Here is a 22677-nt window from a genome sequence, read left to right on the forward strand (position 1 = left end):
GGTCAATAACGGGGCGGCGGCGTATCGGGTGGCGGCGTGGCGGCATTCGCCGGCACGCTGCCCAGCATCTGCCCGGCGACGGGTACCTTGTGGCCGCTCGCATACATGCATTGCTGGTACGCATTATCGTAGCGGCGCTGCATGCCGTACGAGGACGTGTCCGCCGCGCCCGTGCCCGCCAGCGCGCCAAACAGCAGGCCCGTGCCCGCTCCCACGCCGGCGCCATGGCCGCCATCGATGGCGGCGCCAGCCGCCGCTCCCAGCACCGTGCCCAGCGCCGCGCTGCGCACGCCGCTGTCGACGCTGGCCTGCTGCGCCGAACTGCCGCCCAGCTGGCCTTGCGCGTAGCCGCGGCATTGCAGGTCGTCGCCGCGGAACTGTTCGAGACTCTTGCCCGTGCCGGGCAAGACCATCGCCGACGGCCCTTCCGGCAGCACCGTGCAGGCGGCCAGCAGCAGGGGAGCCAGCATGCCGGCCCGCCCCAGGAATGTTCTCGTGTTCATGTCGATCTCCCGTCTCAGCGTATGCTGACCGGCGGCACGGCGCGCCATGCCATGCTGCAATTTTTAACGTAGGGATAATAGCCCTGCGGGCGCGCGCAGTAGTACCACATCTGCGCCGTCGGCTCGCCGCCCTGCTCGATATACACGGGCGGCTGCGGCACGATCACGGTGCCGGCATACGGATAGCCGTAGGGATAGCCATACCAGGGAGCGCCATACCAGCCCGGCCCGTAGCCGTAGCCCCAGGCAGTACCGAGCCATACGCCCGCGTACGGGCGGCCATGGAAGTGCCCGTGGCCGCCATGAAAACCGCCATGGCCGCTATGCCCCCCGTGGCCGCCCGGCGCGGACCAGGCGGCGCCGCCGAGCGCCAGCCCCGACGCGAGTCCCATTACCAGCAGCGCCAACCGTGCGCCGCGTCCCCTGTGATTGCTGTTCATGACATCCTCCTGCCTGGCTACCACGACGATGATGCTCACTCCATTATTGGCAGGCCGGCGGCGCAATCCTAGCTGCCGTAACAATTGCTCACCTTTTATACGCCGAGGATATAGACGGCAGGAAAGTTTCACCTGCGCACAACGCAAACAGCCCCGCGGCACGGGCCACGGGGCTGTCGGAGTGCCGGGACTTACTGGGCCGGCAGCACTTGCGGCGGTGTCGCCGGCGCCAGGATGGGCGGCAGCGGCGCGTGGACGGGCGCCGGCGCCGCCACGGCCAGCCAGCCCGTGGCCGGCAGCAGCGGCACCAGCAGCAGGGCGACGATATTGATGATCTTGATCAAGGGATTGACGGCCGGTCCCGCCGTATCCTTGTACGGGTCACCCACCGTGTCGCCCGTCACGGCTGCCTTGTGCGCGTCCGAACCCTTGCCGCCGAAATGCCCGTCCTCGATGTATTTCTTGGCATTGTCCCAGGCGCCGCCGCCCGTGGTCATGGAAATGGCGACGAACAGGCCCGTCACAATCGTTCCCATCAGCAGGCCGCCGAGCGCCGCCGGCCCCAGCAGCATGCCGACGACGATGGGCACCACCACGGGCAGCAGGGAGGGCACGATCATTTCGCGGATGGCCGAGGCCGTCAGCATGTCGACGGCCTTGTCGTATTCCGGCTTCGCCGTGCCTTCCATGATGCCCTTGATGTCGCGGAACTGGCGCCGCACTTCCACCACCACGGCGCCGGCCGCGCGGCCCACGGCTTCCATCGCCATGGCGCCGAACAGGTACGGAATCAGGCCGCCGATGAACAGGCCGACGATGACCATGGGGTTCGACAGGTCAAAGGTGATGTGCTGGCCCACGGATTCGAGCGCATGCGTGTAGTCGGCGAACAGCACCAGCGCGGCCAGGCCCGCCGAGCCGATGGCATAGCCCTTGGTGACGGCCTTGGTGGTGTTGCCGACGGCGTCGAGCGGATCGGTGATGGCGCGCACGGAGTCGGGCAGGCCCGACATCTCGGCGATGCCGCCCGCGTTATCGGTGATGGGACCGTACGCGTCGAGGGCGACGATGATGCCCGCCATCGACAGCATCGAGGTGGCGGCGATGGCGATGCCGTACAGGCCCGCCAGCTGGTATGACACGAGGATGGCGACGCAGACGGCCAGCACCGGATAGGCGGTGGACTTCATCGACACGCCCAGGCCGGCGATGATGTTGGTGCCGTGGCCCGTCGTCGACGCTTCGGCGATGTGGCGCACGGGCTTGAAATCCGTGCCCGTGTAGTACTCGGTGATGTACACCATCAGCCCCGTGAGGACGATGCCGACGACGGTGGCGCCCAGCATCTTGTAGCGCATGGCGTCGTCGGGCCACAGCAGCCACGTCACCACGGCAAAGCCCACCAGCGACAGGCCGGCGGCCCACCACAGGCCCGTGTACAGGGCCGACATGATCTTCTTGCCGGGCGCCGTCTTGACCATCGAGCAGCCGACGATGGAAGCGAGGATGGAGACGGCGCCCAGCAGCAGCGGGTAGATGATGGCCGCGTTGCTGGCCTCGGCCATCAGCAGGGCGCCCAGCAGCATGGTGGCGATCAGGGTCACGACATAGGTTTCGAACAGGTCGGCCGCCATGCCGGCGCAGTCGCCCACGTTGTCGCCCACGTTGTCGGCGATGACGGCCGGGTTGCGCGGATCGTCCTCGGGGATGCCCGCCTCCACCTTGCCCACCAGGTCCGCGCCCACGTCGGCGCCCTTGGTGAAGATGCCGCCGCCCAGCCGCGCGAAGATGGAAATGAGCGAGGCGCCGAAGGCCAGGCCGATCAGGGGCTTGATCAGGTCATGCTGGGTCAGGCCGGGCGCGCCCGTCGTTACCAGCAGCCAGTAGAACAGGGTCACGCCCAGCAGACCCAGGCCGACGACCAGCATGCCGGTGATCGCGCCGCCCTTGAAGGCCACGTTCAGGGCCTGGTTGATGCCGTGGGTGGCCGCCTGCGCCGTGCGCACGTTGGCCCGCACGGAGACATTCATGCCGATGAAGCCGCAGGCGCCCGACAGCACGGCGCCGATCAGGAAGCCCAGCGCCGTGTGCAGGCCGAGCAAGGCATAGATGGCGATCAGCAGCACCACGCCGACGATGGCGATGGTGCGGTACTGGCGCGCCAGGTAGGCGGCCGCGCCCTGCTGGATGGCCAGGGCGATTTCCTGCATGCGCGCGTTGCCGGGATCCTGGCGCAGGATCCAGCTGCGCGACGCCAAACCGTAAATGACTGCGACCACGCCGCAGGCTACCGCGAACCACAAACTGGCTGCCATATCGTCCCCTTCTGTTTTTATCCGACGTCATTGCCGACAGCTGCAGACCGCGCCGGGTAGGCACGCGCAGCCAGGAAAACACGACCTGCAAAAAACTCGAACCACGAAAACGTCAAGCACCCAGCGTCAGGCACCGGGACAATGCCAGTCTGCCTGAAAAGCGGGCGAAAAAAAAGCGGACATTCCGGTCCGCTTTTCAATACTGCTTATTCCGCCAGGGCGGCAAATGCGCTGTCGCGGATTTGCTCGACCGGACCGACGCCGGCGATGCGGCGGTATTTCGGCGCGCCTGGCAGGCCGGACTTGGCCCAGTCATTGTAGTAGCCCAGCAGGACCTTGGTCTGGTTGTGGTACACGTCCAGGCGTTTCTTGACGGTTTCCGCCTTGTCGTCGTCGCGCTGGATCAGCGGCTCGCCGGTGATGTCGTCGACGCCGTCGACCTTGGGCGGGTTGAACTTGACGTGGTAGACGCGGCCCGAGCCCGGGTGGCTGCGGCGGCCGTCCATGCGCTCGATGATCGATTCGTCAGGCACGTCGATTTCCAGCACGTAGTCGACGTTGATGCCGGCGTCCTTCATGGCGTCCGCTTGCGCGATGGTGCGCGGGAAGCCGTCGAACAGGTAGCCATTGGCGCAATCGGCTTCCTGCAGGCGGTTCTTGACCAGGCCGATCATGATGTCGTCCGACACGAGGCCGCCCGCATCCATGACTTTTTTCGCTGCCAGGCCCAGTTCGGAGCCTTCCTTGATCGCCGCGCGCAGCATGTCGCCCGTGGAGATTTGTGGAATGTTGTATTTTTCTTTGATGAAATTAGCTTGGGTGCCCTTGCCGGCACCGGGTGCTCCTAAAAGTATCAGACGCATTGAAAGTTCCTAAAAAACAGATTTTGGATGGTGGTATGTGTAATTATTTTTAGATGATGTTGCTATGGCTATCTTTCCCTACGAAACTTACCACAAAAATTCCCCGAAACGCCAGTTTGCTGTCGATTTGCTATGCCGGGATTGATCAAAGCCAGCAATTATCGAAGCGGACGTTTCAAAATGTGGTTTTTTGTGGCAGGCCCCGCATAAAATTTTTCACGCGCACGCACGGCGCCTGAAAAACGTTCAGGGCAAGGCAGCCATGGACGTTTTCTCAGGTGGCGTGACGGTAGTGCGCCTGAACCCTGGCCAGGTCTTCCGGCGTGTCCACGCCGGCGGCCGGGGCCGAGTCCGTGACATGCACGGCGATGGCATAGCCGTGCCACAGCACGCGCAACTGCTCCAGCGCCTCGATGGCTTCCAGCGGCGACGCGGACAGCGTGGGATACGTTTGCAAAAACGCATTGCTGTACGCATACAGGCCGATATGGCGCAATGGAACATAGCCTTGTGGCAAGTTTTCGCGGGACTGGGCGAAGCCGTCGCGGTGCCACGGGATCGTCGCCCGCGAAAAATACAAGGCGCGGTTTGCCTTGTCCAGCACCACCTTGACGACGTTCGGATTGAAGGCCTCAAGCACATCGTGCAGCGGATGGGCGCACGTGGCCATGGGGACGGCCGCGCTGATGTGCGCGGCGCAGGCGGCCAGCAGGGCCGGATCGATCAGCGGCTCGTCGCCCTGCAGGTTGACGACGACGGCGTCCGGCGGCAGCTCCAGCGTGCGCGCCACTTCGGCGATGCGGTCCGTGCCCGACGGATGGTCGGCGCGCGTCATGCACACTTCCACGCCATGCGCGGCGCAGGCGGCGCGGATGTCTTCGTGGTCGGTGGCGACGATGACGCGCGCGGCGCCCGAGAGCAGCGCCTGCTCGGCCACGCGCACCACCATGGGCTTGCCGCCCAGGTCGGCCAGCGGCTTGTTGGGCAGGCGCGTCGAGGCCAGGCGCGCCGGGATGATGACGATGAACGCCATCCTTATTCCACGGCGTCGAGCAGGGTGCGCGCTTCGTCCGCCCACATGATGGGGATGCCATCGCGGATCGGGTAAGCCAGGCGGTCGGCGCGGCAAATCAGTTCCTGCGCCTTCTTATCGTGTTCAAGCGGACCCTTGCAAACAGGGCAGACCAGGATATCAAGCAGTCGAGCGTCCACGACATTTCTCCACAATTTGTTGGGCCAGCGCGCCATCGATGCGCGCACTGACGGGGACGACCCACAGTCTCGGGTCGTCTTTGAGATATTCAATTTGCGCACATTTTACTGCATCCTTCTCGGTGATCAAGATCACGTCCGTGTCGAGGGCGGCAAATGGCTGGTCGAGGAAGTCGTGATGGTCGGGCAGGGGCAGCTCCGCAAACTGCAAGCCGGCGCCCCGCAGCATGCTGAAAAAGCGCTGCGGATTGCCGATGCCGGCCGCCGCCACGATGCGTTGGCCGCCGGCCGCCAGCGCCGCCAGCGGCAGGCGTTCGCCGCGGTCGGCCAGGCGCTCGGCCACGCCGCCATCGAGGCGCATCTGCACCACCAGGGCGCCCTCGGGCGCCACCTGCGTCACCAGCGCCGGGGACAGTTCGGGCGCATTGATCACCGTCACGTCGCGCCGGCGGCGCGGCGATTCGCGCAACGGCCCGGCCGGCAGCAGCCAGCCGTTGCCCGCGCCGCGGCCGTCGAACAGCACGATCTCCACGTCGCGCTGCAAGGCGTAATGCTGCAAGCCGTCGTCCGTCACCAGCACGTCGACGTCGGGATGCGCCGCCAGCAGCGCCCTGCCCGCCTGTGCGCGGTCGCGCCCCACCATCACGGGACAGCCGCCGCGCTGGAAGATCAGCAGCGGCTCGTCGCCCACCTGCTGCGGCGTGGAACTGGCGCTGACGGCGCGCGGCAGCCGGTCGGCGCTGCCATGGCCGCGCGAAATGACGCCCGGGCGCATGCCGGCGTCGCGCAAGGCGTGCACCAGCCAGATCGTCAGCGGCGTCTTGCCCGTGCCGCCGATGAAAATGTTGCCGACGACGACGACGGGCACGGGCAGGCGCGCCGATTTCAGGATGTTGGCGCGGTACAAAACGCGCCGCACGGCGCTCAGGGCGCCGAACAGCAGCGACACGGGCCACAGCGCGCACGCCAGCGGCCCGCGCGTCAGCCAGGCGCGGGTGAGAGTGGTTTCAAGCTTGGCGGGGGAGGATGTGTGCATGGGTGTCGAATAAAATTGGAACCCAAAATCGACACCTGGGGTCGGACCCTGAGGGTCCGACCCCGGCACTTCGGTTGGGGTTGGGGGTTGGCCTTACTTGCCGCCCGCCTGCGCCGCAAACGTCAGCTTTTCATAGCCGGCCAGGCGCGCCGCTTCCATGACGTGGATAACCATCTGGTGCATGGCGAACTGGTCGGCGTTGACCACCACCACGGGCGTCTGCGCGGGCGCCTTGCCGCCATTGGCCGCTTTTGCCGCCGCCTGCAGGGCATCGGCCAGGCCGGCCACGTCGCGGAAGGAGACCGGTTCGCGGTTCACCGTGTAGTTGCCCTTGGCGTCGACGGTAACGTCGATCTGCTGCGGCTTCTCCTTGGCCTGCTCGGCATCGGCCGTCGGCAAGGTGATCTGCAGCTCCGTAAACTTGCTGTAGGTGGTGCTGACCATGAGGAAGATCAGGATCACCAGCAACACGTCGATGAACGGGATCAGGTTGATTTCGGGGTCTTCACGCCCCTTGCCTTTGCGGAAATTCATTTGCGGCCACTGTGGACGATGTCGACGAACTTCACCGCCTGCTGCTCCATGTCGATGACGAAGCTGTCGACGAGGGCGCGGAAGTGGCGGTAGAAGACCAGCGTCGGCATGGCGATGGCCAGGCCGAAGCCCGTGTTGTACAGGGCGACGGAAATGCCATGGGCCAGCTGGGCAGGATTGGAGCCGCTGGCATTTTGCGAACCGAAGATCTCGATCATGCCCACCACCGTGCCGAACAGGCCCATCAGCGGCGCCAGGGTGGCGATGGTGCCCAGCGTCGTCAGGTAGCGCTCCAGCACGTGGGCCACGCCGCTGCCGGCCTCTTCGATCGATTCCTTCATCACCTCACGCGGCGCATCCACATTGCGCAGGGCGGCGGCCAGCACCGCGCCCAGCGGCGAATTGGCTTCCAGCTTGGCCACCGTGTCCGGCGTGATCTTGCCGCTGCGATACACCTGCACCACTTCATCGAACAGCTTGCGGGGCAAAATTTTGCCGCGGCGCAAGTACAGCAAGCGCTCGATGATGAGGGCCAGGGCCACGATGGAAGCGATCAATAAGAGCCAGATGGGCCAGCCGGCGGCCTGGAAGATAGCGAGCAAAAGAAACTCCTGGTAAGGGGAAGGCGATATATGGCCCGAACAATATGACCCGAACAGCCAGTATTGTACCGAGCGCCGGCGGGCGATTGCGCACCCGCGACGGAATGGCGCAATGTAGCGCGTTGCCGCGCCGTCGGCAAGTGGCGCCCGCGCCGCCTTGTCCACAGCCGCCCCGCAAGCCCTGCGCCCGGCGGCCCGGTTTTACACATTTTATGTGGATAAGATTGTGAGCAAGCCTGAAGACTCCACCCTAAGTCATTGATCCATATGACTATTATCGCCATGCGCAAAATACAGGCATAGCAGCTGATCGGGGATAGTCAATGTCAGATACTCAACAAAATAAAAGTTCTGCACATTTACTGTGGACAAGATTGTGCGCAAGGCCGTGGATTTCATATAAGCCATTGATTTAAAAGAAAATTATTTCACTGAGTAAAAATGAGGCAGGCAGGCGCAATGCAGACCACCGTCAGTGCATAAAGTTCTGCACACAATCTGTGGACAAGATTGTGTGCAAGCATAAAAATAAGCGCCAAGTACATTGATTTATATCGTTTTTATTGCCGTGCGTAAAAATGTAGCAAGGGTAAAAAAGGGCGATTTCGAGGGGCCGATTGCGCCTCGATCTGGCACTTTTCCACCGCCCGCGCAGTTCCACACATAAAGTGTGGATAAGATTGTGAGCAAGCCGATTGACTCTAGGCAAGGCCGTTGATTTCAAAGGGATTTTTTTCGCTGCTGAAAAATAAGGCAGCAAAATGGCAGGCGCAGTCGGTGGAAAACCCGGACCCGCGGCCAAACGATTTATGCAGTTTTACACACATTCTGTGGATAAGATTGTGAGCAAGGGCCATGCTTGAACGCTATCCCATTGATTTATATCGGTATTTTTTTGCTGCGCAAAATTCAGGCAAGCCATGCAATAGGCCATCCGGTGGATAAACAGTAGGGCCCGACGGAGTTCTGCACATTTTTTGTGGATAAGATTGTGCGCAAGGCCATGCATGCGATACTAAACCCTTGATTTCTCTATGCTTTATTTCCATGCGTAAAAATGTAGCAGGGCATTTTTTGTCCACCACAGCGTGGTGGCCAAGGTGTCCTGTGCAGGACAAAAAGTTCCACACACTTTCTGTGGATAACTTTGTGCGTAAGTGGCAGGTGCATCACTGATGTGCTTGATATTAAAGGACTTTTTCCCTGTGCACGCAAATCAGGCATGCAGAAATTCATCATGAAATCAAATACTTAGAAATAGAACTTGTTGTTTTGCACGATATATGACATAAGCATGACCTCGCCGATAATTTGTGGACAGTTCTCTTCCCTTTCTTCCCTTTCCTGCCTGATGATGACCGACAACCCGACTGACAGCGGCTTTGCCGCCCCGCCCGTGCTGACCGTCAGCGCCTTGAACCAGGCCGTCGCGCGCCTGCTCGAACGCTCGTTCCCCCTGACGTGGATCGCCGGCGAGATTTCCAACTTCACGCGCGCCGCTTCCGGCCACTGGTATTTCACCTTGAAGGACGATGGCGCCCAGGTGCGCGCCGTGATGTTCCGCGGCCGCGCCCAGTACGCGGGCTTCACGCCGCGCGAAGGCGACAAGGTGGAAGTGCGCGCCCTCGTCACCCTGTACGGCGCGCGCGGCGATTACCAGATCAACGTGGAAGCCATCCGCCGCGCCGGCGTGGGCGCCCTGTATGAAGCGTTCCAGCGCCTGAAGGAAAAGCTGGCCGCGCAGGGACTCTTCGACCCCGAGCGCAAGCGCGCCATCCCCATGTTCGCGCGCACCATCGGCATCGTCACCAGCCCGCAGGCGGCGGCCCTGCGCGACATCCTGATCGCGCTCAAGCGCCGCGCGCCGCATGTGGCCATCATTTTGTATCCCACGCCCGTGCAGGGCCAGCAGGCGCCGGAGAAAATCGCCCTGGCCATCCGCACGGCGTCCATCAGGGCCGAATGCGACGTGCTGCTGGTGTGCCGCGGCGGCGGCAGCATCGAGGATCTGTGGTCGTTCAACGATGAAGCCGTGGCGCATGCAATTGCCGATTGCTCCATGCCCGTGATCAGCGGCGTGGGCCACGAAACGGATTTCACCATCGCCGACTTCGCGGCCGACCTGCGCGCGGCCACGCCAACGGCGGCGGCCGAACTGGCGGCCACGCCGCGCGCCGACTGGATGGCTTCATTGCGCGCCGATGCGACGGACCTGCGCCGCGCCATGCGCCGCCGCCTGGACGACGCGGCGCAAACCCTGGACCGCCACAGCCGCCGCCTGCTCAATCCCAAGGCGCAGCTGCAGCAGCAGCGCCTGCAGCTGCTGGCCCTGTCCACGGCCATGACGCACGCGGCGCGCGCGCCGCTGAACCAGTCGCAGTACGCCCTGGAGCGCCTGCGCTCGCGCTGGGCCAACCTGCGCCCCGACGTCACGGCGCCACGCGGCCGCCTGGTCGAAGCGCAGCGGCGCAGCGGCGTTGCCATGGCGCAGATGCTGGGCCAGCGGCGCCACCGCCTCGACGGCCTGGCGGCGCAGCTGGAGCTGCTCAACCCGCAGCGCACCCTGGAACGGGGCTATGCCATCCTGCGCGATGAAAAAGGGGCGATCGTGCGCTCGCCGGCGCAGCTGCAGGCGCGCCAGAACGTCAACGTGCGCCTGGCCGAAGGCAGCGCGCAGGTGGGCATCGCCAGCGTGCAAGCCACGCTGGAATAAAAAAGGCCGGGGAAGCTCCCCGGCCCAACACCTTCCCCTACTGAGTGGATTGCTGCAGCACCTACCCTTTCACACTACCTGATTAAAACTTCATCGACACGCGCGCGCCGAACGTGCGCGGCGCGTTGTAGAAGGCGCCGTAGATCTGCTGCGTGGGCTGGCACGGCATGCCCACGTCCGTGCACAGCTCCAGCACGTCGAGCTTCACGGCCTTGTCGGTGGCGTTCTGCACGAACGCTTCCACCGTATAGGCCTTGTTCGCCGGCTGGAAGCGCAGGCTCAGGTCCAGCGTGGTGTACGCCTCCTGGCGCTTGACGCCAGCGTGGCCCGGCACATCACCGTTGAAGGCACCCGCCCCCACGTAGGACATGGTTTCATAGTGCACGGAAGCGCGCGGCGTGAGCTGTCCGCCGGCGACATTGAAATCATGCTCGTACTGCACCGTGGTGGAGAACTTCGGCGCATGCTTCATGGTGCTGCCGCCCACGTTCACGAGCGGCGCCGTCGAGCCGCAGGCCTGGCCATTCGCGCGCGCCGCATCGACGTCGCACGAGAGGAAATCGTCATACACGGCCTTGAGCCAGGTGGCGTTGCCCGTCAGGCGATCGCCCCTCGTCGGACGCCAGACCCATTCCGCTTCCAGGCCCTTGACGGTGGCACCGGCCGCGTTGAAGTTGGCCAGCACGCTGTTGACCACCTGCGATTCGAGCTTGTCCTTGTATTTCATCAGGAAGGCGTCGAGGTTCAGGGTCAGTTCGCGGTTCAGCAAGTCCGACTTGAAGCCGATTTCATAGCTGGTCAGCTTTTCCGGCTTGGTGGTGGCGCCGCCGTCGCCCATGGCCGGCGAGTGAAAGCCCGTCGTCACGGAACCGAACAGCAGGATGTCGGGCCGCAGCTTGTACTCGATGCGCCCCAGCCAGGTGGCCTGGCCGTATTTCAGGTCGGCCGTGTTGTCGCCCGGCGTATTGCCGCAGGTGGCCGCCGTGATGGCGCCGCCCGGCCCGATATTGTGCGTGTTGGCCAGGCCCGTGCCCGGCGTGACCAGCTGCGCCATCTGGTCCGGCGTGAGCACGGTGGTGCCCAGCGGCGTGTTGGCCGGCCAGTTCGGGCAAGCCCAGTTCTGTCCGCCGATGTCAAATTTATGGTCTTTCGTGTAGCGCGCGCCGGCCGTCAGCTTGATCTGCTCCGTCACCTGCTGGCTGACCTGGCCGAAGACAGCCTTCGATTTCAGCTGGCGGTCGCCCTGGATGAAGGACATGGACGAGGCATACTGGCCCACGGTGGGCTGCACGAAGATCACGGCGCCGTTGGCGATATCCTGCTGCACGGCGGCCTGCGAAATCTGGCTGCGGTCGATATCGAAGCGCACCTTGTTCTTTTCATTGAACAGGAACAGGCCCGCCACCCACTGGAACGGCGCCTCGTCGTCCGAGCGCGCCTGCAGCTCGTGCGAATAGCTGTCGAACTGCGCCCAGTCGGTGCGGTTTTCCGACTTGAAGCCGGGGAACAGGCCTGCGTCCGCATCGTTGCTGTTCTGGCGCTTGTAGCGGCTCCAGCTGCCCAGGTAAGTAAAGTCCAGCGACTCCGTCGGCTTGTAATTGAGCTTGCCCTTGTAGGTCAAAATCGACTGGTCCAGGGTGCCCGGCGTGTCGATCAGGGCCGAGCGCAGTTTTTCGCCGGGCTTCGGTTCGGCGGCCAGGAAGACGTTGCCGGCGCCCTGGTCGAGGAAGTAGTCGGCGATGAAGGTGCCGCGCAGCTGCGGCGTGATTTTCCACAGCAGCGAGGCGCGCACGCCCATCTGGTCGCCGGCGCCATACTTGGCCGCGCCCGGCATGACGTTCGAGCCGCGGCGGAAGTCCACCGTGCCGTCGTGGCTGTCCTTGATGGCGGCGATGCGCAGCGCCATGTCGTCGGAAAACGGGATATTGATCATGCCCTGCGTCTGCAAATGGCGGTAGTCGCCCACGGTGATGCCGGCCGAACCCATGAACTTGGACGTATTCGGCGCGGCCGAGACGAGGTTGACGGCGCCCGCCGTCGAATTGCGGCCATTCAGGGTGCCCTGCGGGCCGCGCGCCACCTCCACGTGGGACAGGTCATACATCAGCGCCGTGGCGCCCTGGGGACGGGGCGAATACACGCCGTCGACGTAGAAGGCGACGGCCGGGTCGCCCAGCTCCGTGTGGTTGGCCGAACCCACGCCGCGCATGTAGACGTGCACCCCGCCCGAATCGCCGTGCTGCTCGACGACGAGGCTGGGCACCATGGTGGCCAGCGACGCCAGATCCTTGACCTGGTTGTTTTGCAGGGTGTCCTGGTTGAAGGCCGTGACGGCCAGCGGCGTCTCCTGCACGAAGGTATTGCGGCGCGTGGCCGTGACGACGATGCGGTCCATCTGCCCCGCATCGGCTTGCGCCGCCCCGGCCGATGCCGGTGCGGCCGTATCGGCTTGCTGCGCCAGGACGGCGCCGCTGCCCAGCAGGATGAACTGGGCGAAAGTCGCATGCGCCAGGCTGCATGCAATGGTATTTCTCTTGAACGGCTTCATTGTTATTGTCTCCTCTACCACTGGTTGAATGATGATCACATAGCTCTTTGGCTACTGCTGCACATTTTTTGGGTGTCAATCTGAAGTCATGTCGCCTCCGTGCGGGTCAGTGGGTGGCCACGGCGCGCCCGCCCGTGTCGAACAGAAAGGCATGGCCCTCTTCCGGCGCGAAGCCGATGCTGCTGCCCTGCGCCAGGCTGTGGCGCGCCTCGCCATGCAGCTTGATGGCCACCGCATGCGGGCCGCCGTCGATGCGATCGTCAAGCGTCGCGTGGATGATCTGCGCATCGCCCAGCTGCTCGATCAGGGTCACCGTGGCGCCATAGCCTTCATTGCGCGGCACCAGGCGCAGGTGTTCCGGGCGGATGCCGACCAGCATGCCGGCCTCGCCGCCCAGCTGGCCGGCCAGCGTGGGGACGGCGGCGCACGGCAAGAAGTTCATGCGCAGGGCGCCGATGAAGCCGGCGACGAACTGGCTGGCCGGATGGCGGTACAGGTCCAAAGGCGCCCCCACCTGCTCCAGGTGGCCGCCGTGGAAGACGGCGACCCTGTCGCCGAGGGTCATGGCCTCGACCTGGTCGTGCGTGACGTAGATCATCGTCGTGCCCAGTTCCTGGTGCAGCTTGGCCAGCTCGATGCGCGTCTGCACGCGCAGCGAGGCGTCGAGGTTGGACAGCGGCTCGTCGAACAGGAACACCTTGGGCTGGCGCACGATGGCGCGGCCGATGGCCACGCGCTGGCGCTCGCCGCCGGACAAGGCTTTCGGCTTGCGCTCGAGCAGGTGCGTGATCTGCAGGATCTCCGCCACCTTGCCGACGGCGGCGCGCACCTCGGCTTCCGGTCTGCCGGCCAGTTTCAGGGCAAAGCCCATGTTGTCGCGCGCCGTCATGTGCGGATACAGTGCGTAGCTCTGGAAGACCATGGCGATGCCCCGCTCGGCCGGCGCCACGTCGTTGGCCAGCAGGTCGCCGATGCGCAGCTGGCCCGCGCTGATGTCTTCCAGTCCCGCGATCATGCGCAGCAGGGTTGATTTACCGCAACCGGATGGTCCGACGAAGACCATGAATTCGCCGTCATGGATGTCGAGGTCCAGACCCTTGACGATTTCCGGGCCGTCGCCGTAGGTCTTGCGGATGCCGCGCAGGGAAATGGCGGCCATGTCAGTGCTCCCCGGCCAGGGTCAGCGGGGCCGGTGCATGGGCGGCGCGCTGCGCGGCGATGAAGTCGCGGTACCACAGGGCGCTGTCCTTGAAGCTGCGCTGCTGCGTGGCGTAATCGACGTACAGCATGCCGAAGCGCTTGGCGTAGCCCGAGTTCCACTCGAAGTTGTCCATCAGGCTCCAGTAGAAATAGCCGCGCACGTCGATGCCCTGGGCGATCACGGCGCGCAAGGCGTCCAGGTGCAGCTGCACGTACTCGATGCGCGCCGCGTCGTGGACCTTGCCGTCGACCAGCTTGTCGTTGACGGCCATGCCGTTTTCCGTGATGTAGACGGGCGGCAGGCGGTACTCGCGGTGCAGGCCCACCAGCAGCTCCGTCAAGCCTTGCGGATAGGTTTCCCAGCCCATGTCGTTGACGCCGAGCTTGCATTCGGGCTTGCGCGGCGGCGTCTCGGCGCTCATGAAGGCGCGCGTGTAGTAGTTCACGCCGAGGAAGTCGATGGGCTGCCGGATATCCATGAAATCGTTTTCAAAGATAGCCAAAGCAGAAGCGTCGGCGTGTTTCAGGGCCAGGGCCGGGTAGCGGCCCTTGAAGATGGCGTCCATATACCACTGCACCGAGCGCGCATATTCGAGTTCGGCCAGCGCCTTGTCCTGGGGGCTGTCCGTGGCGGGCGTGGCCGTCCATTGATTGAGCACGATGCCCAGCTTGGCCGGGGCCTGCACGGCGCGCATGGCTTGCATCGCCAGGCCGTGCGACAGCAGCAGATGATGCGACACCTGCACGGCGGCGGCCGGATCGGCCATGCCAGGGGCGAACTGGCCCGTGCCGTGGCCCAGCACGGCCGTGCACCACGGTTCGTTGTGCGTGGCGATGCTGGCGACCTTGTGGCCGAAGCGGCGCGCCACCTCGGCCGCATAGACGGCAAAGTGGTAGCAGGTGGCGCGATTGAGCCAGCCGCCCTCGTCCTGCAAGGCTTGCGGCAAGTCCCAGTGGTACAGGGTCAGGTGCGCCTCGAGACCCTTGGCGGCCAAGGCGTCGAGCAGGCGCGCATAAAAGTCGAAGCCGGCCTCGTTCCAGGCGCCGGAACCCGCAGGCTGCACCCGCGACCAGGACATGGAAAAGCGGTAGGCATTCACGCCCAGGCTGGCGATCAGCTCCACGTCGTCGGCATAGCGGTGGTAGTGGTCGCAAGCCACGTCGCCGTTGCTGCCGTCGATGATCTTGCCGTCCGTGTGGCTGAAGGTATCCCAGATGGATGGCCCGCGGCCGTCGATGGCGGCGGCGCCCTCGATCTGGTAGGCGCTGGTGGCCACGCCCCAGGTGAAGGTGGCGGGAAAGTTGCTGTCGATGTCGTCGTTATGCATGGTGGTGGTATCAGTGTGAGGGGTTGAAATAAGTGGGTGCATCAGCCCTTGACGGCGCCTTGCGTGAGGCCTTCGATCAGGCGCTTCGAGGCGACAAAGAACATCAGCAGCAGCGGCAGCACGGCGATGGCGGCGCCCGTCATCAAGGCGCCCCACTCCGTGTTGTTCGGCGCCTGCATGCTGCGCAGGGCCAGCGGGATCGTGTAGTTCTCGACCGAGCGCATGACGACCAGCGGCGTGATGAAATTGTTCCACGAGTTGATGAAGGTGATCAGGCCCAGGGTGCCCATGGCGGGGCCGATCAGCGGCAGCACGACCCGCCAGTAGATGGAAAATTCGCCGCAGCCGTCGATGCGCGCCGCCTCGATCAAATCCTTCGGTATCGCCGTGCCGATGTACTGGCGCATGAGGAAGATGCCCAGCGCGCCGGCCGCACCCGGCACGTAGAGGGCGCGCGGCTGATCCAGCCATCCGAGGAAATCCATCAGCATGAAGGTCGGGATCATGTTCATGAAGGAGGGGATGATCATCGACGCCATCACCAGCGTAAACAAGGGCCGCTTGAAGCGGAATTCGTACATGGCGAACGCATAACCGCCCAGCGAGCAAAAGAACAGGGTCAAGGCGGTGGTCATCAGGGCCACGTACAGGCTGATGCCGATATTGCGCCAGAACGGCAGGCGCTCCTGCAGCAGCTCCAGGTTGTGCAGCAGGGCCGTGCCGAACCAGCGCGGCGGCGGCAGGCTGTAGATCTCGGCGCTCGTGTGCGTGGCGAAGACGAACATGAAGTAGAACGGCGCGACCATGATCAGGGCGCCGATGGCCACCATGGCATAGGCCGTCCAGCGCGTGGTTTTCATCGTGCCTCCTTGCGTTCATGCCGTTCATTGCGGCTGAAGATGCGGTTATTGACCCAGGTGGTGCTGGCGATGATCAGGAACAGCAGCCAGGAAATGGCCGACGCCGTGCCGAAGTCGCCCGAGGAAAACGCCGTCTTGTAGACGAAGATGGCCGTCGTCATCACGGACTGGCTCACCCCGCTGGACTCTGCCACCAGCACGAACGGCTCCTCGAACAGCTGCAGGTTGCCCATGATGGTGAGGGTGACGGCCAGGTAGATCATGGGCTTGAGCTGCGGCAGGGTGATGTACCAGAATTGCTGGCGTTTCGAGGCGCCGTCGATGGTGGCCGCTTCATACAAATCCTTGGGAATGACCTGCAGCGCGGACAGATACAGCACCAGGTTCCAGCCCAGGTAGCGCCAGAAGATCACGAAGGCGACGGCCGGCTTGATGAACAGCGAGCTGCCCAGCCAGTCGATGGACTCCGCCGGGAGCAGGCTCCCAATCAGCGGCAGGCTGGCGCACCACTGGAGCAGCACATTGATCTGGCCATAGTCGCGCGAGAACAGGGTGTTGAAGACCATGGCGATGGCCACGCTGGAGGTGATGAACGGTAAAAAGTAAATGCCGATCACCAGGTTGCGCGAGCGCTTGAAGCTGTTGTGGATGAACGCTGCCAGCGGAATGGCGACCAGGTGCTGCGGCACGCCCGAGGCCAGCGCCAGCCACAGCGTATTGCCCAGCGAGCGCAAAAACCACGGGTCGCTCAAGGCATATTTGTAGTTGTCCAGGCCCACCCACTGCATGGCTTCCACGCCGCTGGCCGCTTCCCACTGGTTGAACGACAAGTAGATGGAAAACAGCAGCGGGAACAGGCTGAAGACGGCGAACAGGATGAAGAAGGGGCTGATGAAAATATACGGCGCCCACTGCTTCATGTTGTAGCGTTTCCTGACGCGCCGTGCCGGGGCGGCGGCGCCCTCGGTACAAGGCATGGAGGTAGTCATGCTGCTCCTAGCGCCGCGCGCGGTGGGTGATCAGGGCCTTGGCGTCGGCCAGCGCCGTCTTGATATCCTTGTTTTGCGCCAGCACGCTTTCCAGTTCCATATTGACGATGTCGCGCGCCACGGCGTCGAACTTGTCGACGCGGATGACGGGAATCTTCGCCGCCGTGTCGCGCGCCAGCAGGCGCGTCTTCTGGCCGCCGAAGTACGCTTGCGGCTCGTCCATCATCGGGTCCGCATATGCCGCTTTCAGGGCCGGGAAGGCGCCGATTTCCTTCAGCGAATGCAGCTGGATATCCTTGTTGACGGTCATGAACTTGATGAATTCCCAGGCCTGGGTTTTATTCGCCGCCTTTTTCGGGATGCCGTAGAAGGAGCCGCCGTAGGATGCCAGCGCGCCGGCCGGCAGGTTCGCCGCGCGCCACTGGCCCCTGGAATCGGGCGCCAGCCACTTGGCCAGGTGGCCGCTGAGCCAGGAACCCATCATCTGGCTGGCCACCTTGTCGCGTTTAAAACCTTCGGCCCACTCGCCCGTCCACGCCACGGTGCGCGCATCGATGCCGGCCACCCGCGCCGCCTTGGCCAGTTCGAACGCTTTCACGAAGCGGGGCGAATCGACCAGCACCTGGCCCTTGTCGCCAAAGTAGATGCCTTCGCCATCCTTCAGGTTGGCGCGGATATAGATATCGGCCAGGTCGCTGGCGCCGGCCAGCAGATAGGTGCCCGTGGCGGCCTTGAGCTTCTTGCCGGCGGCGATGTACGACTCCCACGTTTGCGTCAGGTCCGCTTCCTTGATGCCCGCCTTGTCCATCAGGTCCTTGCGGTAGAACAGGGTGCCCGGTCCCAGGTCGGCCGGCATGGCGCCCAGGGTGCCGCGCGAGCTGGTCGCCTGCACGAAGGTGAAGGGCACGAACTGGGCGCGGTACTGCCCTGCCCCGTACGGCGCCTGCAGGAGGTCTTCCATGCCTTTCGATTCGGCGAAGCTGCCGACGTAGCGGAAGTCGATGGCCATCACGTCGGGCAGGCGCGCGCCGGCGGCCAGGGCCGTCGTCATCGAGTTATGGTGGTCGTCGATCTGCAGGCTGACCAGCTTGACCTTCACTTGCGGGTACAGCTTTTCCCACAGGGGCAAGGCCGTCTTGACGGCGCGGTCCAGGTCGGGAAACGAGGCAACGGTGATGGTGGCGGGGGCCAGCGCCGGCAGTGCCGCGGCAGGCACGGGCGGGACGGCGGCGGCGCTGGCCATGCCGGCGGCCAGGGTCAGCGCGGCCAGCAGGGGCGCGGCAGGCAAGGCTGCGCCAGGGGTGCTTGACTTCATTGGTTCATCTCCGATTATTGAGCGTCTTCTATCTTGAAAACGTTTTCACAACATGCATCCATTTAACACCGCATCGAAAATGAAGTCAATCAGAAAAGTTGTCATTTTTATCGACGCCGCCGTGCCGAGGCCGGCAGATACCGGGCGCTCCCCTATGAAAAGTTGGAAAAACATGGCTTCCTCCGCGCTGTTGTTTTTCGTGAAAACGTTTTCAAATCGTGATCGTAGCGGCCAGCAGCGTGCTTCGCGTGGCGGCCAGCGCTACGCCGATGCCGCGCCGGCGACCACGCGGGGGGGGCGTGGCGCCGGCCCATGTTCCCTACCCGTCTGCCCGTCTGCCCGTCTGCCCCCTGCCGCCTTCTCGCCTTCTCGCCTGCCCGCCTGCCAGCTCGCCTGCCTGCCGCCGCTTGGCGGCCCGGACCAGGTAGCGCCGGCCGAGAACGGCTGGCAGCGATCGATGGCGGCAGCTAACCGAGCGCCACCCGGCCTGCGGCGCTGGCCGCCATTTATGGTAATCTTTCACTGAAAAGGTTTTCAGAGCTCTGACAACCAGCCATCTTGATACCCGGAAATCACCTTGACCGATAGCGCCCACGCCGCCCCTCCTTCCACCCTGCTCGACGTCGCCCGCCAGGCCGGCGTGTCGCCCAGCACCGTCTCGCGCATCCTCAATGGCACGGCCAAGGTGTCCGACGACAAGCGCGATGCCGTGCTGGCGGCCATTGCCAAAATGAAATTCGCGCCGAACCAGATGGCGCAGGGGCTGAAGAAGGGCCGTTCGATGACCATCGGCATCGTGGTGCAGGATATTTCCAGCCCCTTCTTCGACGAAAGCCTGCGCGGCGTGGACGATGGCTTGAAGGGCACGGGCTATGCGTCCGTCATCGTCAGCGGGCACTGGAATGCGCAGGAGGAAGCGGACCGCATCCGTTTGCTGCTGGCGCGCAAGGTCGACGGCATCATCCTGCTGTCGGGGCGCATCTCGGACGAGAGCGTGCTCGATTTCTCGCAGCAGCGCCCCATCGTCTCGACGGGCCGCCTGCTGGCGACGAAAAGCGCCATCGGCTTCAAGCTCGACAACGAATACGGCGCCTACCTGGCCGTGCGCCACCTGGTGGAACTGGGGCACCGCCGCATCGCCTTCGTCTCCGGGCCCGCCAACAACACGGACGCGGCCGAACGCCTGACGGGCTACCAGCGCGCGCTGCGCGAGGCGGACATCGCCATCGACCCGAAGCTGATGGTGGAAGGCGATTTCCACGAAGCGAGCGGCATGCTGGCCATGAACCATCTGTTTGATACGCATCAGCAGTTCAGCGCCGTCTTCGCCGCCAACGACCTGTCCGCCTATGGCGTGCGCCTGTGCCTGTACCGCAAGGGCATCCGCGTGCCCGACGATATCTCGCTCGTCGGCTTCGATGACTTGCCCGGCTCGTCCTACACGACGCCGCCGCTGACGACCATCCACCAGCCCCTGTACGACATCGGCCGCATCGCCACGCAAGCGCTGCTGGGCCTGATCAATGGCGAAGCCGTGCAGGCGGCCATTCCGCCCCTGGAACTGATCGTGCGCGAGACCACGCGCCGCGTGCGCTAAGCATTTGCCCCATGAGAAACCTGCTGCGTAGCCCGCTATCGGGCCGGCACTGCGCGCGGCAATTCTTGTCCAACTATGCTCCCCCCTATCGGGCTTGCTCGCTACGGTTTTTCAAGGTGCTGACGCTGCACCATAGGCCTTTCTTTTCCTGAACGAGAATCACTACGCCGCCAACATGGGCGACGCGTGCCGGAATCTGCAGCAATGGCGCATCCGCTTTACAATAGTGGCTCGTTCAGCAAGAATGCCTGCTTCAAGCACGCTTGGCTCAACCCTCCGGCCGCAGGCCGGAAGACTCCGAACACTCACCACAAAGGGACATCACATGGAACATACTCTGCCACCACTGCCGTATGAAATGGACGCTCTGGCGCCGCATATTTCGAAAGAAACCCTGGAATACCACTATGCCAAGCATCACCAGGCGTATGTCACCAACTTGAACAACCTGATCAAGGGCACCGAGTTCGAGAACCTGTCGCTGGAAGACATCATCAAGAAATCGTCGGGCGGCATCTTCAACAATGCGGCCCAGGTGTGGAACCACACGTTCTACTGGAACGGCATGAAGCCAGCCGGCGGCGGCGCGCCTACCGGTGCCGTGGCTGACGCGATCAACGCGAAATGGTCGTCGTTCGACAAGTTCAAGGAAGAATTCACCAAATCGTGCGTGGGCAACTTCGGTTCGGGCTGGACCTGGCTGGTGCAAAAAGCCGACGGTTCCGTCGACATCGTCAACACCTCGAACGCCGGCTGCCCGCTGACCACCGGCGACAAGCCGCTGCTGACCTGCGACGTCTGGGAACACGCCTACTACATCGACTACCGCAACCTGCGCGCCAAGTACGTGGAAACGTTCTGGGGCCTGGTCAACTGGGAATTCGTTGCCAAGAACTTCGCGTAAGCGCGTTCCTGACAACGGACGACGGAACGTGCCGCGGCGAGCGCCGCGGTAACCTTCCCTGAAAAGAAGCCTGTGCTTGCGCGCCAGGCTTCTTTTTTTTGTCCCGGCAGAAAGTCCCTGCGGGCGCATGGCAATTCAATCGAACAAGGCTCCCGCGCCAATTGTTATAAGATGCGAAAAAAACAGCATGTCTCCCTGCGCCCTGGCCTGTTCCACTTGCTGAAAGACAACAATGAAAAAAATCATGCTTGCCGTGCTGCTCTGCGCCTCCGCTTCCGCCTTCGCCAATTCCGCCTGCGACACGCCGCGCAACGACTTCGACGGCCTGTATTGCCTGAACAAGGTGTACCAGGAAGCGGACAAGGAACTGAACGCCAACTACAAGACCCTCGCGGCCCGGCTCGACGCGAACGGCAAGCAAAGCCTGAAGGCAGGCCAGCTGGCGTGGATCGACAAGCGCAACAAGACATGCTCGAAGCGCGAAGCGTCGGGCTTCTATGTCAACCTCGATTGCGCCACCCAGACCACGATCGAACGGGCACAGTTCCTGCAGGACCGCGTGCGCGAATGCGTGAGCGCGGGCTGCCAGAACAGCAAACTGTGACCCCGTGAGCAGGACCTGCGCCAGCGCAAACGGAGCCGCCGGCGAGCGTCTACACTGAATGCTCCGATTCCATTTTCGTGTAATGTCCATGAGCGAGCTTGTCGACATTTCCCTCAGTCACTGGGATGCGAATGCCAGCCCGGCGCAGCAAGCGGCCGCGCTGCAGGCGCTCGAAGACGGCCAGGTCCTCCTGCTGCCCGGCCTGGGTTTTCCCCTGCAAAAGGAAGAATACCCGCTGCTCAACGGCGCGGCTGGCAGCGCCAAGAACATCAGCTGGGATCCCGCGCGCGGCGTGCGCGGCCAGGGCGACGCCTACGATGCGGCCCTGCTGGCGGCGCTGATGCAGCGCTACGCGCGCCAGACGCGCAGCCTGCTGGCCGGCCTGCTGCCCAGCTACCAGGCGCATCTGCAGCAGGGCAAGGGCAGCTTTCGGCCCGTGGAAATTGCCGGCAGGGTGACGTCCTGGCGCAAGGACGACACGCGCCTGCATGTCGACAGCTTCCCCGCCTCGCCCACGCAGGGCCGGCGCATCCTGCGCGTCTTCACCAACATCCACCCGCAGGACGCGCCACGCGTGTGGAAGCTGGGCGCGCCATTTGAGCAGGTGGCGCAGCGCTTCCTGCCGGCGGCGCCGCGCCCGCGGCCGGGGCTGGCACCCCTGCTGCAGTGGCTGCACGTCACCAAGTCGCGCCGCACGCCCTACGACCACTACATGCTGCAATTGCACGACGCCATGAAGGCCGATGCCGATTACCAGGCGCACGTGGAACACCATATCCACGCCTTCGCGCCGGGCCAGACCTGGATCGTCTTCAGCGATGCCGTATCGCATGCGGCCCTGCGCGGCCAGCATGCGCTGGAGCAAACCTGGCTGCTGCCCGTGGGCGCCATGGCCGCGCCCGGCAAGTCGCCGCTGGCCATCCTGGAACGCCAGTTGGGACGGCCCCTCACCTAGCCCGCTCACCTGGCCCCTCACTTGGACCCTCACTTGGCCCCTCACCTGGCGCCAGGACGGAGCCACCACCAGGCCACGCCCAAGTCACGCCGGAATGGCACGGGGATGGCACTGGGATGGCACGGGGATGGCACCGGCATCGTGCCAAAGCCAGGCCGC

General features: G+C 64.1%; 20 protein-coding genes. 5 read left to right on the top strand and 15 right to left on the bottom strand.

Translation table 11 applies throughout. From position 1 onward, the window contains the following. Positions 1-2: 2 nt before the first annotated feature. The 9 genes from AC07VL_RS18605 to AC07VL_RS18645 all read right to left on the bottom strand — a co-directional run bounded on the left by AC07VL_RS18605 (position 3) and on the right by AC07VL_RS18645 (position 7505). Positions 3-503: a glycine zipper family protein gene (locus tag AC07VL_RS18605; RefSeq protein WP_494807154.1), complete on the bottom strand. Its 501-nt coding sequence runs from the start codon at positions 501-503 to the stop codon at positions 3-5. A 14-nt stretch (positions 504-517) separates the two neighbouring features. Further along, positions 518-943: a hypothetical protein gene (locus AC07VL_RS18610; protein WP_494807155.1), complete on the bottom strand. Its 426-nt coding sequence runs from the start codon at positions 941-943 to the stop codon at positions 518-520. A gap of 191 nt (positions 944-1134) precedes the next feature. Further along, positions 1135-3258, bottom strand: a complete 2124-nt coding sequence (locus AC07VL_RS18615) for a sodium-translocating pyrophosphatase (RefSeq protein ID WP_494807156.1) — start codon at positions 3256-3258, stop codon at positions 1135-1137. Between the two features lie 206 nt (positions 3259-3464). Then, complete coding sequence (gene adk, locus AC07VL_RS18620; protein WP_086146700.1) at positions 3465-4121, bottom strand: adenylate kinase; 657 nt, start codon at positions 4119-4121, stop codon at positions 3465-3467. 274 nt (positions 4122-4395) lie between these two features. Further along, positions 4396-5154, bottom strand: a complete 759-nt coding sequence (gene kdsB, locus AC07VL_RS18625; RefSeq protein WP_494807157.1) for a 3-deoxy-manno-octulosonate cytidylyltransferase — start codon at positions 5152-5154, stop codon at positions 4396-4398. A gap of 2 nt (positions 5155-5156) precedes the next feature. Then, on the bottom strand, positions 5157-5333 hold the full coding sequence (locus AC07VL_RS18630; protein ID WP_092798445.1) for a Trm112 family protein: 177 nt from the start codon (positions 5331-5333) through the stop codon (positions 5157-5159). Beyond that, on the bottom strand, positions 5314-6369 hold the full coding sequence (gene lpxK / locus AC07VL_RS18635; protein WP_494807158.1) for a tetraacyldisaccharide 4'-kinase: 1056 nt from the start codon (positions 6367-6369) through the stop codon (positions 5314-5316). Before lpxK ends, AC07VL_RS18630 begins: the two co-directional genes overlap by 20 nt. Positions 6370-6462: 93 nt before the next feature. Beyond that, positions 6463-6903 (bottom strand): ExbD/TolR family protein, encoded by a 441-nt coding sequence (locus AC07VL_RS18640; protein WP_290607534.1) that lies wholly within the window; start codon positions 6901-6903, stop codon positions 6463-6465. Continuing rightward, positions 6900-7505, bottom strand: a complete 606-nt coding sequence (locus tag AC07VL_RS18645) for a MotA/TolQ/ExbB proton channel family protein (protein ID WP_494807159.1) — start codon at positions 7503-7505, stop codon at positions 6900-6902. Before AC07VL_RS18645 ends, AC07VL_RS18640 begins: the two co-directional genes overlap by 4 nt. Before the next feature lie 1351 nt (positions 7506-8856). On the opposite strand from AC07VL_RS18645, the gene xseA reads away from it, so the two are divergent. Beyond that, positions 8857-10218 (top strand): exodeoxyribonuclease VII large subunit, encoded by a 1362-nt coding sequence (xseA, locus tag AC07VL_RS18650; RefSeq protein ID WP_494807256.1) that lies wholly within the window; start codon positions 8857-8859, stop codon positions 10216-10218. An 82-nt stretch (positions 10219-10300) separates the two neighbouring features. Here xseA and AC07VL_RS18655 read toward each other — a convergent pair whose 3' ends face one another. The 6 genes from AC07VL_RS18655 to AC07VL_RS18680 all read right to left on the bottom strand — a co-directional run bounded on the left by AC07VL_RS18655 (position 10301) and on the right by AC07VL_RS18680 (position 18458). Further along, positions 10301-12766, bottom strand: a complete 2466-nt coding sequence (locus AC07VL_RS18655) for a TonB-dependent receptor (protein WP_494807160.1) — start codon at positions 12764-12766, stop codon at positions 10301-10303. Between the two features lie 106 nt (positions 12767-12872). Next, positions 12873-13925 (bottom strand): ABC transporter ATP-binding protein, encoded by a 1053-nt coding sequence (locus tag AC07VL_RS18660; protein ID WP_494807161.1) that lies wholly within the window; start codon positions 13923-13925, stop codon positions 12873-12875. Position 13926: 1 nt separating this feature from the next. Then, positions 13927-15294, bottom strand: a complete 1368-nt coding sequence (locus AC07VL_RS18665; protein WP_494807162.1) for a GH1 family beta-glucosidase — start codon at positions 15292-15294, stop codon at positions 13927-13929. 41 nt (positions 15295-15335) lie between these two features. Then, positions 15336-16154: a carbohydrate ABC transporter permease gene (locus tag AC07VL_RS18670; protein ID WP_494807163.1), complete on the bottom strand. Its 819-nt coding sequence runs from the start codon at positions 16152-16154 to the stop codon at positions 15336-15338. Next, positions 16151-17143, bottom strand: a complete 993-nt coding sequence (locus AC07VL_RS18675) for a carbohydrate ABC transporter permease (RefSeq protein ID WP_494807164.1) — start codon at positions 17141-17143, stop codon at positions 16151-16153. Before AC07VL_RS18675 ends, AC07VL_RS18670 begins: the two co-directional genes overlap by 4 nt. Positions 17144-17150: 7 nt before the next feature. After that, positions 17151-18458 carry an extracellular solute-binding protein gene (locus AC07VL_RS18680; RefSeq protein WP_494807165.1) on the bottom strand — a complete coding sequence of 436 codons (1308 nt, stop codon included), beginning with the start codon at positions 18456-18458 and terminating at the stop codon, positions 17151-17153. A 577-nt stretch (positions 18459-19035) separates the two neighbouring features. Between AC07VL_RS18680 and AC07VL_RS18685 the strand changes: the two genes are divergently transcribed. The 4 genes from AC07VL_RS18685 (at position 19036) to kdoO (ending at position 22518) form a co-directional block, all read left to right on the top strand. After that, positions 19036-20055: a LacI family DNA-binding transcriptional regulator gene (locus AC07VL_RS18685; RefSeq protein ID WP_300753898.1), complete on the top strand. Its 1020-nt coding sequence runs from the start codon at positions 19036-19038 to the stop codon at positions 20053-20055. A 325-nt stretch (positions 20056-20380) separates the two neighbouring features. Beyond that, positions 20381-20959, top strand: a complete 579-nt coding sequence (locus AC07VL_RS18690) for a superoxide dismutase (RefSeq protein ID WP_096234329.1) — start codon at positions 20381-20383, stop codon at positions 20957-20959. Between the two features lie 232 nt (positions 20960-21191). After that, a complete protein-coding gene (locus tag AC07VL_RS18695; RefSeq protein ID WP_494807166.1) occupies positions 21192-21563 on the top strand; it encodes a lysozyme inhibitor LprI family protein in 372 nt (123 codons plus the stop codon). A gap of 88 nt (positions 21564-21651) precedes the next feature. Continuing rightward, positions 21652-22518 (top strand): Kdo hydroxylase KdoO, encoded by an 867-nt coding sequence (gene kdoO, locus AC07VL_RS18700; RefSeq protein ID WP_494807167.1) that lies wholly within the window; start codon positions 21652-21654, stop codon positions 22516-22518. Positions 22519-22677: the final 159 nt, after the last annotated feature.

The organism is Janthinobacterium sp. GW821-FHT03C08, from assembly GCF_059420905.1.

Excerpts from the sequence above, each read along its gene's own strand:
- AC07VL_RS18605 (WP_494807154.1), bottom strand. The coding sequence starts at position 503 with ATGAACACGAGAACATTCCTGGGGCGGGCCGGCATGCTGGCTCCCCTG.
- AC07VL_RS18610 (WP_494807155.1), bottom strand. The coding sequence starts at position 943 with ATGAACAGCAATCACAGGGGACGCGGCGCACGGTTGGCGCTGCTGGTA.
- AC07VL_RS18615 (WP_494807156.1), bottom strand. The coding sequence starts at position 3,258 with ATGGCAGCCAGTTTGTGGTTCGCGGTAGCCTGCGGCGTGGTCGCAGTC.
- adk (WP_086146700.1), bottom strand. The coding sequence starts at position 4,121 with ATGCGTCTGATACTTTTAGGAGCACCCGGTGCCGGCAAGGGCACCCAA.
- kdsB (WP_494807157.1), bottom strand. The coding sequence starts at position 5,154 with ATGGCGTTCATCGTCATCATCCCGGCGCGCCTGGCCTCGACGCGCCTG.
- lpxK (WP_494807158.1), bottom strand. The coding sequence starts at position 6,369 with ATGCACACATCCTCCCCCGCCAAGCTTGAAACCACTCTCACCCGCGCC.
- AC07VL_RS18640 (WP_290607534.1), bottom strand. The coding sequence starts at position 6,903 with ATGAATTTCCGCAAAGGCAAGGGGCGTGAAGACCCCGAAATCAACCTG.
- xseA (WP_494807256.1), top strand. The coding sequence starts at position 8,857 with ATGATGACCGACAACCCGACTGACAGCGGCTTTGCCGCCCCGCCCGTG.
- AC07VL_RS18655 (WP_494807160.1), bottom strand. The coding sequence starts at position 12,766 with ATGAAGCCGTTCAAGAGAAATACCATTGCATGCAGCCTGGCGCATGCG.
- AC07VL_RS18660 (WP_494807161.1), bottom strand. The coding sequence starts at position 13,925 with ATGGCCGCCATTTCCCTGCGCGGCATCCGCAAGACCTACGGCGACGGC.
- AC07VL_RS18665 (WP_494807162.1), bottom strand. The coding sequence starts at position 15,294 with ATGCATAACGACGACATCGACAGCAACTTTCCCGCCACCTTCACCTGG.
- AC07VL_RS18670 (WP_494807163.1), bottom strand. The coding sequence starts at position 16,154 with ATGAAAACCACGCGCTGGACGGCCTATGCCATGGTGGCCATCGGCGCC.
- AC07VL_RS18675 (WP_494807164.1), bottom strand. The coding sequence starts at position 17,143 with ATGACTACCTCCATGCCTTGTACCGAGGGCGCCGCCGCCCCGGCACGG.
- AC07VL_RS18680 (WP_494807165.1), bottom strand. The coding sequence starts at position 18,458 with ATGAAGTCAAGCACCCCTGGCGCAGCCTTGCCTGCCGCGCCCCTGCTG.
- AC07VL_RS18690 (WP_096234329.1), top strand. The coding sequence starts at position 20,381 with ATGGAACATACTCTGCCACCACTGCCGTATGAAATGGACGCTCTGGCG.
- AC07VL_RS18695 (WP_494807166.1), top strand. The coding sequence starts at position 21,192 with ATGAAAAAAATCATGCTTGCCGTGCTGCTCTGCGCCTCCGCTTCCGCC.
- kdoO (WP_494807167.1), top strand. The coding sequence starts at position 21,652 with ATGAGCGAGCTTGTCGACATTTCCCTCAGTCACTGGGATGCGAATGCC.